The sequence below is a fragment of the Streptomyces niger genome (assembly GCF_000718305.1).
Lineage (GTDB): Bacteria > Actinomycetota > Actinomycetes > Streptomycetales > Streptomycetaceae > Streptomyces > Streptomyces niger.
In genome coordinates this window covers 324,996-341,176 of record NZ_JOFQ01000001.1, presented here as the reverse complement: position 1 = coordinate 341,176, position 16,181 = coordinate 324,996, and the positions used below count along the sequence as shown (strand labels likewise).

Sequence of the window (16,181 nt, the reverse complement as noted above, 5' to 3'; positions counted from 1 at the left end):
AGCCATCGACAGACCACGGACAGACCACCGACAGATCACCAACCACTGCCGACAGATCACCGACCACTACCGACAGATCGCCGACCACCGTCGACAGGTAACCGACCACCACCGACAGATCGCCGACCACCACCAACGAGGTATGTGTCATTCGCTCATGGCGTGAGCTCATACGGCGCCGCGTCCGGCGACTTTCGCGGCACCTGGGCCACCAGGACGTCGTACGGGGACGTGCCGTCGGGCGGACCGAGTCGGCCGATCCTGGCCCACCCCCAGGCCAGATAGGCGGCGTGGCCGGCCTCGTTGTCCGGGCTCACCAGCGCGGTCGCCAGCTCCGATCCACTTCTGTCGAGCAATGAGGACAGCAAGCGCCGGGCTATACCCTGCCGCCGGTACGCGGGCAGCACCATGAGCTCCAGGACGGCGAACACCTGCCCCTGCGCGGTGAGAACGTCCAACGCGTCCGGGAGGTCATCGGCGAAGTGGCGCCAGAAAGCCCCCGACCGATCGAGTCGGGCGCCGTATGCCATGCCGACGGTCTCCGTGTTCTCCGCCAATATCAGGTCGAAGCCGGTCAGCCCCGCGTGCTCGGACAACCGGGTGAGGAAATTCCGGTACTCGTCGTATGCGGTGCCGTGCCGCCGCGTGTTCCCGACGAGGTGCAGAGTCGCCAACTCCGCACGGTGCAGGTCCGCTTGCCAACGGGTCATCCGACGCAGGAAGACCGGGAGCGGAGCGCGGGCCACGGCAGGTGCTCCCCACGGGCGTAACGCGAATTCCGGCGCTGCTTCGGGCGCGCTGTCCACCTCGGCGGGGCCGGACCCGGTGACGTGATCGGGTACGGCAATGAGTGCGGATTCCAGTTGGGACTTGTGTTCGTGATGATGCGCACTGGCCATGACGACCTCATCTCGTCGCACTACAGGCACGGACTTACCGGGCGATCGGACCCAGCGCTTTTCCGCAGCCGACCGCCCTGCGCGTACAACTCTCCTGAGGCGTGGCGCCGTCAGGCAGGGGAAAGGTAACGAGAACAAGGACGTCAGGCCTATCCCAGATTTCTGGGGTGGTTCCTAATATTCCGGTATGGAGAAGGATTCGGGAAACTTCCCGGCGCAGGGACGTGCGCGCCCGCTGGTTGTCCGGCAACGGTTGATGGTCGAAACATTCGACCGCAGACTCAGAGCTCTGGATGGTCCGGACACCTTGCGCTCGCTCGCCGTTCTGGATGCCGCCGCGCAATCCCTTATCGCCATGGTCCCGGCAGATGTCTGGTGTGCCGTACTCCTGGATCCGGCGACCATGCTGGACACCGGAGGACAGCACGAACACGGTTTTCCCGAAGGTGTCATGCCGCGCCTGTTCGAGATTGAACACGCCGAGCAGGCCGGCGCGGACAATATCCGTGTCCTCGCACGTCGCCCCCTCCCCGCCAGCCTGCTGAGTCGGACCATGAAAGGGGAGCTGGGGGCCAACATCTACTACCAGGACGTGCTGCGACCTGAGGGACTCGCCGACGAATTACGGGTGGTCCTTCGCGATGGCCGCCGTATCCGGGGGCTGATCGTCCTGTGCCGCGCGTGCGGTTCTGCGCCGTTCACCGCGGCGGATGTGCGGCTTGCCGCGGCATTGAGCGCGCCGGCCGCGCGGTCGTTGCGCGGTTCCTTTCTGCTCTCGGGTATCGACCGGGCGGATGTCCCGGACGCTCCGGGCCTGTTGATTCTCGACGGCGACCACCAGATGCGTTACGTGAGTCCGACCGCCGAACGCTGGCTCGGCACCGTCCCGGAGCGCCATACGACCTCGCGGTCATTACCGTTGGCCGTAGGCGCCATCGCTGCCGGAGCCCGCGGTGTGCCTCCCGGGCATCAGGTGACATCGCGCCTCCGCAGCAGTACGGGACACTGGCTGACCTGTCGGGCCTGGCGTTCGGTGCCACGCGACGGGGCGGCTGAATGCTCGAACAGCGGCACGTCGCGGTGCGAGCCGCTGACCTACATCTCGATAGGTCCCTCGCATCCCGGAGAACTCACCGCAATAGTTCTCGACGCATACGGCCTGACCGCACGGGAACGGGAGATCGCTCAGTTGGTCCTCATCGGGCGCTCCACTTCGCAGGTGGCCGAGACTCTGCATATTTCCACCTACACGGTGCAGGACCATTTGCGGCACATATTCGACAAGGCCGGTGTGCGCAGTCGTCGTGAGCTGACCGGCGAACTCTTCTTCCGCCACTATCTTCCGTACCTCATGGAGCCACCATTGAGTAAGGACGGGCGTATGCGTGCCGATCCGCAGCACGGCTCCTCGTGAGTTCACCGCGATTCGCCCCCTTTCGGAGCCGACGCTGCACCTGTCGGAAGCGTGCACGAGAGGGGCAGCTTCGAAGCTGTGGCGTGCACAAGTGAAAGAGAGTGCCTCTGTATCGAACTGAAAAGAGTGAGGCGTTGCCAGTAATGGGCGGCCTCCTAGTCTGTCCAGTAGTCGCCTGGGGAGACACAGGGGGTGGCGATGGGGATCTCCGAACGGCGCAGGCCGACAGGTGGAGAAGGCCATGGCCCGCAGGCTCATGCGACCGGTCGTGCCCGTATCTATCAGGCACGCAGAGATCTGTACGCCTGCGAGCGCGACCTCCACCTGCACTACGAGGACGGGGTGCGTACGGCGCGCAGGGTCGAGATGGCCAGTGGTCAGGCCGAGTGTCCGTACCCTGGCCTCGCGGCGTTCGGCGAGAAACAGGCAGCCTGGTTCTTCGGGCGTGACGAGTTGGTGGCCAAGCTCTTGGTCCGGCTGGACGCGTGTCTGCAACGGGGCGGTGCGGTGGTCGTCGTGGCCCCTTCGGGAGCAGGCAAGACCTCACTGCTCAGGGCCGGGCTGCTGCCCGAGCTCGACCGCGGCCTGCTGTCGGGTTCCGCCCTGCCTCGTGCCTGGCTGACCCCGACATCGCATCCGCTGTCGGCCCTGTCCACGGCGCTTGCCGAGGTCGGCCTCGACCGACGGACGAGCGCGACGGCGCCGGCAGGCGATCCGGTGGCTCGTGGTGCCGCGTTGCGCACCGCCGTCCGGTCGGTGGGCGCCGCCGGAGCCAGCGCCTCGCCGCCTTTCGTTCTCGTGGTCGATCAGCTGGAAGAGCTCTTCACGCTCTGCCCCGACGGGCAGGAGCGACGTGCTTTCCTCGACGTCCTGTTCGACATCGCGGAGCTGCGCCCCGGTGGCGGCGGCCCGTTGGGACTGGTGGTCTTCGGGCTGCGGTCGGACTTCTACACGCCGTGCGCCGACCACGCGCGGTTGCGTCACGCCGTTGAGCACGATCAGATCCTGGTCGGCCCGCTGTCGGAGACCGGAGTGCGTGAGGCGATCCTCCATCCCGCTCGCTCGGTCGGCCTGGACGTGGAACCGGGCCTGGTCGAGGTGTTGTTGAGGGACCTCGGCGTGGCGGCCGCGGCACCGCACGGACACCTGGGCCTCGATCCTCCCGACGAGCCGGCAGGTGGCAGCTACGAGGCCGGCCGACTGCCCTTGCTGGCGCACGCGCTGCGGGCGACCTGGTTGCGACGGCAGGGCAGCAGCCTGACGGTGGACGGCTACGAGGCGACCGGCGGCATCGCGGACGCGATCACGGCCACGGCAGACCGTCTCTTCGAGGCGCTCACCCCGGAGGGGCAGGCAGCGGCCCGGAGGATGTTCCTGCGCCTGATCCAGTTCGGGGACAGTACGGAAGACACCCGCCGCCCGGTTCCTTACGCCCGTCTGCTCAAGGCCGGGCAGGACGCCACCACGGCCGACATGGTGATCGAGATGTTCACGCGTGGCCGGCTGCTGACGAAGGAACGCAACAGCGTCCGCATCACCCACGAGGTGCTGCTACGGGCCTGGCCGCGATTGCGACAGTGGATCGAAACGTACCGGGCCGACTACCTGGTCGGTCAGCAACTCGAAGACGCGGCCACCCTCTGGGAGCGCGGCGGACACGATGCCGCTCTCCTCTACCGCGGCAGCCGCCTCGAAGATGCATGTGCCTGGGCCGACGCGCCACACGCCGAGAAACCCACCGCCGCGGTGTACGACTTCCTCACGGCTTCCAGGCGTCAACGGTGCCGCAGCAGGAGACTCCGTCGCATGGTCATCAGCATCCTGGCAGCACTGGCACTCCTGACATCGGGCGCTGCGGTGCTGGCCCTGAACCAGCGCGACACGGCGCAGGACCAACGGAACACGGCGCTCTACCGGCAACTGATGGACCAGGCCGACGACCTACGATCCACCGATACGTCCCTGGCAGCTCAGCTCACCCTGCTCGCCCATCGGCTGTCGCCCTCCGCGGCCACCGAGACGGACCTGCTCAGCACGGACCGCACACCGCTGGCCGCCGTGTTGAAGGGACACACCGACCAGGTCGACACCGTGGCGTTCCGCCCGCACGGCAACATCCTGGCCAGCGCGGGCAGCGACGGATCGATCCGGCTGTGGAGCACGGCCGGGAGCCGGCCACACGCGTGGGGCCGTCCCTTGCCAGGGCGGGCCAGGGTGCACAATATCGCCTTCAGCGCCGACGGGGACCTGCTGGCAAGCGCCGCCGCGGACAGCACGGTAGGACTGTGGGACATGCGCGACCCGCGTCATCCGCAGGTGTTGCGCAGGTGGCAGGCCGAGCGCAAGGGCGCCGTCCGCGCCGTCGCCTTCGCGCCGGACGGACACACGCTGGCCAGCGCGGGGGAGGGGAAGAGCGTCCGCTTGTGGGACGTGTCCGACCCCCGACGCCCGGCCGCCCTGGGCACGCCGTTGACCGGCCACTCAGGGCCGGTGGCGACCGTTGCCTTCAGCCCCGACGGGAAGCTGCTGGCCAGTGGCAGCGGCGATGCGACCACACGCCTCTGGCGGGTCACCGACACCCGGCACCCCGTCCCTCTCGGGGCGGCACCGGGCAAGGTCGCCTTCCGGGCCGGTCGTCCCGCGTTCGTACAGTCGGTGGCCTTCAGCCCCGACAGCCGTACCCTGGCCGCCGCCGGCAGCGACCACCTGACCCACTTGTGGAACATCACGCACCCGGCCCGACCGAAGGCCCTCGACGGCGTGCTGAGCGAGAACATCGTCAACAGTGTCAGCTTCTCGCCGACCGGAGCCATGGCATCCGGAAGCGATGACAACACCGTCCACCTCAGCAACGTCTCCAAACCGGCTGCCGTCTTTCCTCTGACGGCACCGCTGGCAGGACACACCGGCCCCGTCCTGGCCGTCGCCTTCAGCCGGGACGGGTACGCGCTGGCCAGCGCGGGCACGGACCACACGGTCCGGCTGTGGAGCCTGCCCCGAACGACCCTGACCGGCCACAAAGGCTATGTGGACACCCTGGCGGTCAGTGCCGACGGCCATGTCCTGGCGTCCGGATCCGCGGACACCACGGTCCGTCTCTGGGACGTCGGCGATCCCGCTCGGGCGCACGTACTGAGCAGCAGCATCAAAGGGCGTGCCAGCTACGTCAACGCGGTCGCGTTCAGCCCGGACGGCACCGTCCTGGCGGTGGCCGCCGGCGGATACATCGAGCTCTGGGACGTCACCGAGCCGAGGGCACCCTCGACGCTCGCGCTCCTTCCGTACAACCCGGTGAACAACTACCTCTCCGTGTCCTTCAGCCCGGACGGGCGCATGCTGGCCGGCGCCAACGGGGACTCCACCGTCCGACTGTGGGACGTCTCCGATCCGCACCGCGTCAGGGTTCTCGCGCCCCCGATCAAGGCGCACAAGGGCTACTGGGCGACTCGGGTGGCCTTCGGCACCGCCCGGGGCCACACCGTCCTGGCCAGCGCCGGTGCCGACGGCAAGCTCCGCCTCTGGGACCTCTCCCGGCCGACCCGACCGACCGCACCGGCGCCGCCGTTGGCCGGACAGGACAACATCGCGTTCGCCCTCGCGTTCAGCCGTGACGGTCGCACCGTGGCCGTCGGAGGCTCGGACGGCACGATCAGGTTGTGGGACGTGACGCAGCCCTCCCGCCCGAAGCGGCTCGGCCCACCGCTGACCGGCCATGGGGGCACCGTCTACGCCCTTGCTTTCAGCCCTGATGATCAGCGCCTCGCCAGCACGAGTTTCGACCGTACGGTGCGCCTCTGGGACACGCACGACCGGAACCACACCCGACCGTACGGTGACCCGCTGACCGGCTCCACCAACTGGGTCAACGCGGTGGTCTTCTCCCCGGACGGACGCACACTGTTCACCGGTGACGGGGAATTCACGGTACGGGTGCTGAACCTGTCGGTACAGCACGCTGTGGACCGTATCTGTGCCACCACCGACGGCGTCCTGACACCGGCGATCTGGCGGAAGTTCGTGCCGGAGTTGCCGTACGAACCGCCGTGTGCTGTCCGGAACTGAGCCGGAATCCTTCGTGCCGTGGGCCGCGACTCACCCGCAGCATGTGAGGCGTGGCCGGCGGATCATGGCGAGACTGACGCTGTCCCGAAGTCCCACCGGGAGGGTGAGGGAGTGCGCGGATGACGACGAAGGCGCAGCAGACCGGAGCGGCCACCGAGGCGAGCGGGAAGTGGCGGCTGTGGGGGCCGTACCTCAGCGAACGGCAGTGGGGCACGGTCCGGGAGGACTACAGCGAGTCGGGGGACGCCTGGTCCGCCTTCCCGCACGACCACGCGCGCTCGCGTGCCTACCGTTGGGGGGAGGACGGGCTCGGTGGCATCTGCGACGACAAGCAGCGGTTGTGCTTCGCGGTCACGTTGTGGAACGGGCGCGATCCGATCCTCAAGGAGCGGGCGTTCGGGCTGACCAACAGCGAGGGCAATCACGGCGAGGACCTGAAGGAGTACTACTTCTATCTCGACAGCACGCCCAGCCACTCGTACCTGCGGTACCTCTACAAGTATCCGCAGGGCGAGTTCCCCTACAACGACCTGGTGGCCACCAACCGGGCCCGCAGCCGCCAGGAGTTCGAGTACGAGCTGCTGGACACCGGAATCTTCGACGACGACCGGTACTTCGACGTCACCGTGGAGTACGCCAAGGGCGCGCCGGAGGACGTCCTGATCCGGATCACCGTCGAGAACCGCGGACCGGACGAGGCGACGCTGCACCTGTTGCCCACGCTCTGGTTCCGCAACACCTGGTCCTGGCGGGAGAGGGCCGGTGCCGGCAAGCCGGGACTGGCCGCCGTCGACAGCCCGCGCGGCACGACCGCGATCCGGGCCGTCCATCCCGACCTGGGCAGCTACGACCTGCGGTGCGGTGGCCAGGTACCGCTGCTGTGCACCGAGAACGAGACGAACAACGAGCGGCTCTTCGGATCGCCCAACACCTCGCCGTACGTCAAGGACGGCATCGGACGGTACGTCGTGGGCGGCGAGACCGAGGCGGTCAATCCCGCGCGTGAGGGCACCAAGGCCGCGGCCCACTACGTCCTCACCCTCCCGCCCGGCGGCGCGGAGACGGTGCGACTGCGGCTCGCGCCCACCGGCTCCTCGATGCCGCTGGCCCGCGACTTCGACCGGGTCTTCCGCGACCGGCAGGCCGAGGCGGACGCCTTCTACCGCAGCCTGACCCCGCACGGTGCGACCGAGGACGAGGCGCGCGTGCTGCGCCAGGCCTGGGCCGGCATGCTGTGGAGCAAGCAGTACTACTTCTTCGACGTGGACACCTGGCTCGCCGAGCACGGCCAGGAGCTGTGGGGCGTGACGCGACGACAGATACGCAATCACGAGTGGTTCCACCTGGTCAGCGACGACATCGTGGCGATGCCCGACAAGTGGGAGTACCCCTGGTTCGCCGCCTGGGACCTGGCCTTCCACGCCGTTGGGCTGGCTCTGGTGGACACCGACTTCGCCAAGGAGCAGCTCGAACTGCTGCTGCGCGACACCCACCTGCACCCCAACGGCCAGATCCCTGCGTACGAATGGAACTTCACCGACGTCAATCCGCCGGTCCACGCCTGGGCCGCGTACTTCATCCACGTCCTGGAACAGCGCCGCACCGGCCGGACCGACCGGGACTTCCTGGAGCGCGTCTTCCAGAAGCTGCTGACCAATTTCACCTGGTGGGTCAACCGGAAGGACCCCGCGGGCCGCAATGTGTTCCAGGGCGGCTTCCTCGGCCTGGACAACATCGGCGTGTTCGACCGAAGCGCGCCGCTCCCCACCGGCGGACAGCTCGAACAGGCCGACGGCACCGCCTGGATGGCCCTGTACTGCCAGGCCATGCTGCAGATCGCCGCGGAGCTGGTCGAGCACAACCCGGCCGTCTATGAAGAGCACGTCCTCAAGTTCGTCGAGCACTTCCTGTGGATCTCCGCGGCCATGGACCGCACCGGCGACCTGCCGGACGAACTGTGGGACGAGGAGGACGGGTTCTTCTACGACGTCCTGCGGCTGCCGGACGGCGGGGCGGTCCGGCTGAAGGTCCGGTCGATGGTGGGCCTGCTCCCGTTGTGCGCCGCCACCGTGTTCCGCCCTGTCCAGCTGGCGAAGGTGAGCGGGTTGGGAGACCGGCTGCGCCGCTTCGCCGACCGACACCCTTCTCTCACGGTCACCCTGGCCACGGCCCAGAGCGGCGTACCCGGCGGTCCCCGGCTGCTCTCCGTCGTCGATGAGAAGAAGTTGCTGCGGGTCCTGGCGCACCTCCTCTCCGAAGACGAGTTCCTGAGCCCGCACGGCATCAGGTCCCTCTCCCGCCACCACGCCGAGCACCCGTACTCCTTCTGGGTGCACGGCCAGGAATTCCGGGTCGGCTATCTGCCCGCCGAATCCGACACCGGGATGTTCGGCGGCAACTCCAACTGGCGCGGCCCCGTCTGGTTCCCGATGAACGCACTCATCATCCGCGGGCTGCTCAACCTGTACGCGTTCTACGGCGACGACTTCACCGTCGAATGCCCCACCGGCTCCGGCGTTCGCAAGAACCTCTACGAGGTCGCCAAGGACATCTCCGACCGGCTCAGCCGCCTCTTCCTGCGCGACGCGGACGGCCGCAGGCCCGTGTACGGCGGCCAGGAGAAATTCCAGCACGACCCGTACTGGCGGGACCTGATCTCCTTCCACGAGTACTTCCACGGCGACAACGGCGCGGGCATCGGCGCCGCTCACCAGACCGGCTGGACGGGCCTGGTCGCCACCTTGATGAGCGTCTTCGGGAACCTCACCCCCGAGGACTTCCAGGCCGACCCCGCCCGGAGGCGGACACCATGACCAAACTCCCGGCGCAGCCCGTCATACACGAGGTCAACACGCGCGTGTGGCTGCGTGAACTCCAGACCCGCCTCGGGCGTCCGGTCGGCCTCGGCGACGTACCTGGGTACGCCTGGGACGAGCTCACCCCACCGGGCATCGACACCGTCTGGCTCATGGGCGTGTGGGAACGCAGCGACGTGGGCCGGGACCTCGCCCTGCGGGACCGGGCGCTGCGCAGCGCCTTCACGCAGGCACTGCCCGATGTGACGGAGGAGGACATCGCCGGATCGCCGTACTGCATCCGCCGCTACGTCGTGGACGAGATGCTGGGCGGCGCCGCGGGACTCGCCTCGGCCCGCGCCGAGCTGGACCGTCGGGGCATCGGCCTGCTGCTCGACTACGTACCGAACCACGTGGCGCCGGACAGCCCCTGGGTGGGCGAACACCCCGAGTACTTCATCCAGGGCACCGGCGAGGACATGCGCCACGACCCGGCCGCTTACCTGGAGGTCGGGGACCGGGTCGTCGCCCGCGGACGGGACCCCTTCTTCCCGCCCTGGCCGGACGTCGTCCAGCTCAACGCGTTCGCACCGGAGATGCGCGCGGCCACCACGGACGTACTCGCCCGGATCGGCCAGCTCTGTGACGGCGTCCGTTGCGACATGGCCATGCTGCTGATGAACGATGTCTTCGCCAAGACCTGGGAACGCCATGCGGGCCCGCCGCCGGAGGAGGACTTCTGGCCCGCCGTCCTGACCGGCGTACGGCAGCGGAGCCCCGGCATGACGTTCGTCGCCGAGGCGTACTGGGACCTGGAGTGGCCCCTGCAGCAGCAGGGCTTCGACTTCTGCTACGACAAGCGCCTGTACGACCGGGTTCTGCACGAGACCGCGGAGACCGTGCGCGCGCACTTGCAGGCGGACGAGGACTACCAGCGCCGGCTCGTACGGTTCCTGGAGAACCACGACGAACCGAGGGTGGCAGCACACCTCGACCCGTGGCAGGAGCGTGCCGCAGCCGTCATGATCGCCACGCTGCCCGGCGCGACGCTGTGGCACGAAGGCCAGTTCACAGGGCGCCGCACACACCTCCCGGTCTTCCTGACCCGGCGCCCCGAGGAGCCGCCCGACGCCGAACTGCGGGCCTTCCACGAGCGGCTTCTCAACGCCGTGCACGGGAGCGGCATGCGTGCCGGCCACTGGCGTCTCCTGGAGTGCGAGGGCTGGCCCGACAACCCCACTCACCGCGCCCTGCTCGCCTGGTGCTGGACGGCGGAGACCGGCCGGTTCGTGGTCGTCGTCAACTTCTCCGGACACCGCTCCCAGGCCAGGGTTCGGCTACCGTGGAGCGGACCGGCCGACAGCCAGGTGCGGCTGACCGACCTGCTGGCCGACTCGCGGTACGAACGCTCCGCCGGAGAGCTGGCCGACCCCGGGCTCTTCGTCGATCTGGACGCTTGGGGAGCGCACCTCTTCGCGACCGAACCGGGGCGTGCCTGACCGTCGGGAGCGTGTCCGACCGCCGGGGCGGCGAAGCCTGGCGGGCTGAGCAGGCTGCCCGGCGAGGGGCGGTCGGGGCACCGGTGGCTGCCTCCTGGTCTGCCCTCCCGTCCCTTCTTGCAGAGTGTGGGGCGTGGCACCCTGGCCCGTCGGAGACGGCGAGTCGTACGGAATGAGGGAGCGCCATGCACGCACACGAGGCGGAGCGATCGTCGGGGAGGAACCGGCGGGGGCCCGCGCGGCGTCCCGAGAGTGCCGCACCGTTGCCCGGTACGCCGGCCGCCGAGGCGTTGTTGTCGTTGCAGCGCGCCGCGGGCAACGCCGCCGTGCTCCGGGCGATGGAGCAGGAGCGTCACACGCACGGGCCCGGGTGCGGCCATGCGCAGGAGTCCGAGACCGCGGTGCAGCGGTCGGCGGTCCATGAGGTGCTGCGCGGGGCGGGCAGTCCGCTGGAGACGTCCGTGCGGCAGGAGATGGAGGCCCGGCTCGGGGCGGACTTCTCCGACGTACGGGTGCACCGGGACGCGGCCGCGCAGCGATCGGCGGGGGAGATCGGGGCGCGCGCGTACACCTCGGGTACGCATGTCGTCCTCGGAGAGGGCGGCGGCGACAAGCACACCCTGGCCCACGAGCTGACGCATGTGATCCAGCAGCGGCAGGGCCCGGTGGCGGGCACCGACAACGGCGCGGGGCTGCGGGTGTCGGACCCCGGTGACCGTTTCGAGCGGGAGGCCGAGGAGAACGCGACCCGGGTGATGTCGCAGGCCCCGCCGGTGGCCGAGGCGGCGCCCGGACCCCAGGCGACGACCGGAGGCGCGGCGGAGGTCGAGGCCCCCCAGGTACAGCGGGCGGCGGACGACGAGAAGGAGCACGACGGGCCGCGCTACCGGCAGGTGAAGCCGAGCAAGGAGGGCACCCGGCCGGCGGACCTGCGGCTGCAGGACCGACTGGCGCGGGAGGCACACGCACCGAACGCCCGGAAGACGCCGCACGTGGCGGTCACGCACGTCCCGGGCGAGGGGATCCGGTACTCCTCCAACTCGGGCCAGAAGAAACTGTCCGAGGCGAAGCAGGAAGCGGGGCTCGCATCGGTGGACGCCGCGAAGGACCCGGCCGCGCCGCTGTCGGACGACCCGCGCCGCCGCAAGGACCAGCTCAAGCTGCGGGCGGCGCACTCGGGGGACTACGAGACGGTGCACAAGGACGACCCGGACCTCGCGGCCACCACCAAGTCGCTGCGATCCTCCCGAGGCACCTGGAACGGCGGGCCCGTGCACGACAAGAAGGACGCCTCCGTGCACGGCGAGATGACGCTGCTCGGCGAGCAGATCGCGCACTGGAAGAAGAACCCGTGGCCGCTGGGCAAGGGCAAGATCAAGGACGTGACGATGGGCGGCGTCAAGAAGGCGTGCGGCGCCTGCCAGATGGCGTTCGACGCGGCCAACGCCACGATCGGCGCGCAGTACGGCTACCGCGTGGTGGCGTCCGGCTCGCACGGCGAGATGTTCCGGTGGCGGGCGCCCGACTGGCTGACCGGCGCCGCGCTGGAGCAGGTGGCGGCCGCGGCGAAACCCCGCGGCTACGAGTTCCGCGGCCGGATCCTGGAGCAGACGGAGGAAGCCGCGGAGGCGGAACGGAAGTCGGAGGCGCCCCGCCTGTCGAGCGCCGAGCACCTCCCGTCGGAGTCGGAATCGGAGTGGGAGCAGGCGTGACAGGTGGCGGGGCGGCCGAGGCGCTGGCCCGGAGCCGGGTGCACACGGCGAAGGTGGCGCTCGGCGAACGCGGCACTCCTCGGTGGGAACAGTCCCTCGCCGAGCGGCGCCAACGTTGGGAAGACGGTGCCGCGGCGAAGAGTGGACCACAGCAGGACCAGAGCCGCGTCCGCTGCCTCAGCCGCTACCGGTGACCAGTGCGCACAAGCACCTACGCGCGCGCATGACCGGGGTGCGATCAGCCCGCGATCAGGCCGTGATGGGACAGCTACCGGACGGCGGTGTCCTGGTCGGTGCTCTGCTCGCTCGCCGTGGGACGGCTCCTGCGGTGGTTGAGCACGGCGACGATGGGGAGGGCGGCGGCCAGGCCGCTGAGCAGGATCGCGGCGAGGGCACCGAGGATGGCGGGCTGGTTGGCGAAGGCGAGGCCGATCGCGGCCAGTGCGGGACCGGCGTTGCGTACGGCGGCGACGCCTCCCATGGTGGTGCGGCGGGCCGGAGGACCGGTGGCGAAGAGGGTGCCCGCGGCGAAGGCGGCGGTTGCGAGGATGAGGCCGGCGAGCAGCGTGCGCGAGCCGAGCAGGGCGAGGACGTCGCGCCAGTTCCCCAGGAGCATGCCTGCCAGCACGATCAGGAAGGTGACGTTGGAGACCCTGCCGGCCGGCGGGTGCCACGCCTGCGCCGTGGGTGCGGCGTAATGGCGCAGCAGTAGGCCGACCGTGAAGGGCAGGAGCTGCAGCAGGGCCACGGTCGCCACCAGCGTCGCGACATCGAGGGAGACGGCCTGGCCGATGTCGGTGGAGCTGAGGATGGCGTTGGCGGTGGGGGCGAAGGTGAGGCTGCCGACGGTGGCGAGGAGGACCTGCATGGCCGCGCCGGTGACGACATCGCCGTTCTGCACCATGGCCAGCTTCGCTCCGAACGGTCCGCCGGGTGAGGAGGCGACGAGGACGAGGGCGATGAACGCGGCGGTGGGCAGGCTGAACAGCGCGCCGACGCCCCAGCCCAGCAGCGGGACGATGACCAGGTTGGTGAGCAGGGCCAGTAGGAGCAGGGGGAGGTTGGTGAGGGCGCTCCGCAAGGCCGCGGCGGTGGTTCCCAGCCCGGCGGCGAACATGGTGGCCGCGATGAAGATCACCGTGATGGCGGTGAACAGTGGCTGCAGTGTCTCCATGAGGCGAATCCCCTTGGGCTGTGGGCGTTGCGGGGGGGGGGAGGAGGAGGGAGGCGGAACGGAATCGTTGCGGAGTCGTCCGCGGCGTGCTGGTGCGCTGGTGTGTCGGTGCGTTGGTGTGCTGGTGTGTCAGTGCGTCGGTGCGTCGGTGCGCTCGTCAGTGCCGCAGGCCACCCAGCCAGCGCAGGGCGCGCAGGCCCGGTAGGAAGCAGTACTCGCCGCCGCGGGTGAGGACGAAGCGCGGCAGCGGGGGCAGGCGCCGGCGCACCGGCCGCCGGGGGATGACGAAGCCGTCGCCCTCGGGGGACCCGGCCACCGGGTCCCTGGCGTGCGTGTCGCCCGCGCCGAAGAACACACTGTCGTTCATCCACTGGGACTGGACGAACTCGAACTGCCGCCCCAGGTGGGCCCCGATGAAGGCGAACATCAGGCCCCGGTCCGCCCCGTCGTCGGCCGGCGCGTCGCCGGGCAGGGGAGGGCCGTAGGCGGTACCGCGTCTGATCATGCGGTGCAGCCGTACCTTGCCGGCCACGGAGGCGTCGCGCGGATTGGCCCGCCGGATGTGGCACCCGCCGGGTGTGGTGAACCCCGCCGCATCGTGCCGCGCGTACAGGAACGTGTTGCGCCGGTCGGGGTCCGCGCCCAGGGCGGGGTCGTCGCGCTGAGGGCTCAGAGCCAGGGGCGCGCCGCTGCGCCAGCGGCCCATGATCTTGGCCGCCAGCAGTTCCTCGTCCTCGGGGTCGGTGGCGGCCCGGCGCAGGTAGCGGCGGTACGCGGCGACGTCCTGGTGCAGTTTGCGGAAGGCCACGTAGCTGCCGTTGCGTCCCAGTACCTCCGGCTGGGGGAGGTGGATGCCGCCGAGTTCGTCCGGCTGGCCGAGGATGAACTCACCGGCCTTCAGCGGCGCCTCCAGTCGGTTGGATCCGGCGATGCCGCTGCCTTCGACGGCTGGGTGGCTGACGCCGTCGCGGTAACCGAAGTGTTCGGTCTCGCTCGGCAGTGCGTAGCAGTCCTGCCGCCAGATCGCGGTCACTCCGGTGAGCCGGTCGTAGGCGGGGCGGGCCCGGTCGATGGCCGCCTGCAGTCGAGAGACGTCGGGTGCGACCGCGGTGAGCACCACATGCACCTCCGGCGTGCCCAACGGTGCCTCCCAGTGCTCGGGGCCGCTGGTGCCGGTGTCGCCCAACGCCTCGGCACGGGCGGCCATGCCCTGCCGGAACTCCCACGCGAAGGTCGCCAGGGAGGAGCGCGGCACGCCCAGCGCCGCCAGTCCGTGACAGGTCACCGCCACGCTCACCCAGGTCTCGCCCAGCGGGCCGGCCGAGTCGGCGGCCGAGGGCACCACCGCGCTCGCGCGCCGCATCAACTCCCGTCCGTGTGCGCGGTCATCGATGCGGAAGGCCAGGTAGACCGCCGCGTACGGGGTCGGCCGGGGGCTGAGCACCCCGCGCTGGATGTCGTCGAGCTCCAGTGTGGCCGGAGTTCGGTTCACGGGCATCACCTCCGCGCCGCTGCCGCGGTGGCCCGGGCGCTACTTGGTGACGAGGTTGCGCCAGAAGGTACGCAGACTCTCGTCACCGCCGAACAGGGAACTGAAGATCGTGGAGTCGGCGAACAGGATGTCGCCACCCCGCTCATCTGCAGGCGGCACCCACAGGAACATGTTGAACGTGGTGTTGCCCGCTTCGGTGAACGGGTGCGGCCGGGAGGTGTCGATCGGTTGCCGGGCCAGGACATGCACGGCAGCCGCCTCCTCGGCCGTCACGGCGTAATGCGGCAAGTGCTGGTGGAAGTTGAAGTGGGTCACCCCCTCCAGCCAGCCCTTGGCATCCAGGTCCCGCACCGCGGCGAACGGGGCGATCCTGTGGTGTTCCCGTACGGCGGGCCGCAGTCCGTAGCGGTTCTCCACCGGTACACCGAGACCGTGCAGCACCCCGCGCAGGTATCCGGCGAAACGCTGCTGCCGGGGGACCAGCGGATCGCCGTGGTGGCGGTACTCGACCTCCCGCACCTTCAGGTCCTCCGACACCCCCACCTCGTGGTGGGGTCCCAGTACCAGGCGGGCATCCTCCCGGGTCAGGAACGCCTGCAGCGCCTCGACCTCCGCCGGTGCCGCCTCCTGCCCGGTGACCATGTGGTCCAGGCCGAAGACGAACAGTGTGTCGGTGTCGGCCAGCACTCGCTCATCGAGCGGGGTGTGGAAACCGGCCTGGTCGATGCGTTGATACACCGGAACCGGGTGACCCGTGACCTCCTGAACGAACTGCTGGAAGGGCACCCAGGCCAGGAAGAACAACTCCAGCGACCCCGCCACGCCCTGCTGGAACCGCAGTGGGTCCGACCACTTCGGGTCCTCGTAGGCGGGCCAGGCCGCCCGCCGGACCTCCGTCATCGTGGAGAACCGGTTGTCCAGCCCGGCCGGGTCCCGACCCGCCTCGGCCGGATAACTCCACGAGACGTAGATGCTCACCCGCCGCCGGCCCCGCGTGGGGGCGCGCGGAACGTGCCGCTGGTTGTAGGTGCGGGCGGTGGCGACTTCGGTCATGTCCGCCTCCCTCAGCAGTGGGCCCACGGCGGATCGGCCCGTGCTTCAGCGCGGGCCGAGGCGCCTGTCACTGCGACTGGC

10 protein-coding genes are annotated in these 16,181 nt (G+C 69.9%); 6 read left to right on the top strand and 4 right to left on the bottom strand.

Going from position 1 to position 16,181, the window contains the following annotated elements:
- Positions 1-155: 155 nt before the first annotated feature.
- On the bottom strand, positions 156-710 hold the full coding sequence (locus tag IF20_RS01500) for a GNAT family N-acetyltransferase (RefSeq protein WP_199896441.1): 555 nt from the start codon (positions 708-710) through the stop codon (positions 156-158).
- Between the two features lie 376 nt (positions 711-1,086).
- Here IF20_RS01500 and IF20_RS01495 point away from each other — a divergent pair, with 376 nt between their 5' ends.
- From IF20_RS01495 to IF20_RS37215, 6 genes are all read left to right on the top strand, one after another.
- Positions 1,087-2,313, top strand: a complete 1,227-nt coding sequence (locus tag IF20_RS01495; RefSeq protein ID WP_110943692.1) for a helix-turn-helix transcriptional regulator — start codon at positions 1,087-1,089, stop codon at positions 2,311-2,313.
- A gap of 198 nt (positions 2,314-2,511) precedes the next feature.
- A complete protein-coding gene (locus tag IF20_RS01490; RefSeq protein WP_110943691.1) occupies positions 2,512-6,375 on the top strand; it encodes an nSTAND1 domain-containing NTPase in 3,864 nt (1,287 codons plus the stop codon).
- Positions 6,376-6,494: 119 nt separating this feature from the next.
- Positions 6,495-9,188: an MGH1-like glycoside hydrolase domain-containing protein gene (locus IF20_RS01485; RefSeq protein WP_052863040.1), complete on the top strand. Its 2,694-nt coding sequence runs from the start codon at positions 6,495-6,497 to the stop codon at positions 9,186-9,188.
- Positions 9,185-10,669, top strand: a complete 1,485-nt coding sequence (locus IF20_RS01480; protein WP_052863039.1) for an alpha-amylase family protein — start codon at positions 9,185-9,187, stop codon at positions 10,667-10,669. Before IF20_RS01485 ends, IF20_RS01480 begins: the two co-directional genes overlap by 4 nt.
- 185 nt (positions 10,670-10,854) lie before the next feature.
- The gene (locus IF20_RS01475; RefSeq protein ID WP_052863038.1) at positions 10,855-12,381 is read left to right on the top strand and encodes an eCIS core domain-containing protein; all 1,527 of its coding nucleotides are present in this window, start codon (positions 10,855-10,857) and stop codon (positions 12,379-12,381) included.
- Positions 12,378-12,575 carry a hypothetical protein gene (locus IF20_RS37215; RefSeq protein WP_234426449.1) on the top strand — a complete coding sequence of 66 codons (198 nt, stop codon included), beginning with the start codon at positions 12,378-12,380 and terminating at the stop codon, positions 12,573-12,575. The genes IF20_RS01475 and IF20_RS37215 overlap by 4 nt, the downstream gene beginning before the upstream one ends.
- Positions 12,576-12,649: 74 nt before the next feature.
- Here IF20_RS37215 and IF20_RS01470 read toward each other — a convergent pair whose 3' ends face one another.
- From IF20_RS01470 to IF20_RS01460, 3 genes are all read right to left on the bottom strand, one after another.
- Positions 12,650-13,555, bottom strand: a complete 906-nt coding sequence (locus tag IF20_RS01470; RefSeq protein WP_052863037.1) for a bile acid:sodium symporter — start codon at positions 13,553-13,555, stop codon at positions 12,650-12,652.
- 157 nt (positions 13,556-13,712) lie between these two features.
- The gene (locus IF20_RS01465; RefSeq protein WP_407702428.1) at positions 13,713-15,047 is read right to left on the bottom strand and encodes a Dyp-type peroxidase; all 1,335 of its coding nucleotides are present in this window, start codon (positions 15,045-15,047) and stop codon (positions 13,713-13,715) included.
- Positions 15,048-15,086: 39 nt separating this feature from the next.
- Entirely contained in the window at positions 15,087-16,100 is a 1,014-nt protein-coding gene (locus tag IF20_RS01460) for a hypothetical protein (RefSeq protein ID WP_199896440.1), read from the bottom strand.
- Between the last annotated feature and the right edge of the window lie 81 nt (positions 16,101-16,181).

What these genes read in the sequence shown, in the direction of transcription:
- IF20_RS01460 (WP_199896440.1), bottom strand. Translation starts at nt 16,100, where the DNA reads ATGACCGAAGTCGCCACCGCCCGCACCTACAACCAGCGGCACGTTCCG.
- IF20_RS01500 (WP_199896441.1), bottom strand. Translation starts at nt 710, where the DNA reads ATGACCCGTTGGCAAGCGGACCTGCACCGTGCGGAGTTGGCGACTCTG.
- IF20_RS01470 (WP_052863037.1), bottom strand. Translation starts at nt 13,555, where the DNA reads ATGGAGACACTGCAGCCACTGTTCACCGCCATCACGGTGATCTTCATC.
- IF20_RS01490 (WP_110943691.1), top strand. Translation starts at nt 2,512, where the DNA reads ATGGGGATCTCCGAACGGCGCAGGCCGACAGGTGGAGAAGGCCATGGC.
- IF20_RS01495 (WP_110943692.1), top strand. Translation starts at nt 1,087, where the DNA reads ATGGAGAAGGATTCGGGAAACTTCCCGGCGCAGGGACGTGCGCGCCCG.
- IF20_RS01475 (WP_052863038.1), top strand. Translation starts at nt 10,855, where the DNA reads ATGCACGCACACGAGGCGGAGCGATCGTCGGGGAGGAACCGGCGGGGG.
- IF20_RS01485 (WP_052863040.1), top strand. Translation starts at nt 6,495, where the DNA reads ATGACGACGAAGGCGCAGCAGACCGGAGCGGCCACCGAGGCGAGCGGG.
- IF20_RS01480 (WP_052863039.1), top strand. Translation starts at nt 9,185, where the DNA reads ATGACCAAACTCCCGGCGCAGCCCGTCATACACGAGGTCAACACGCGC.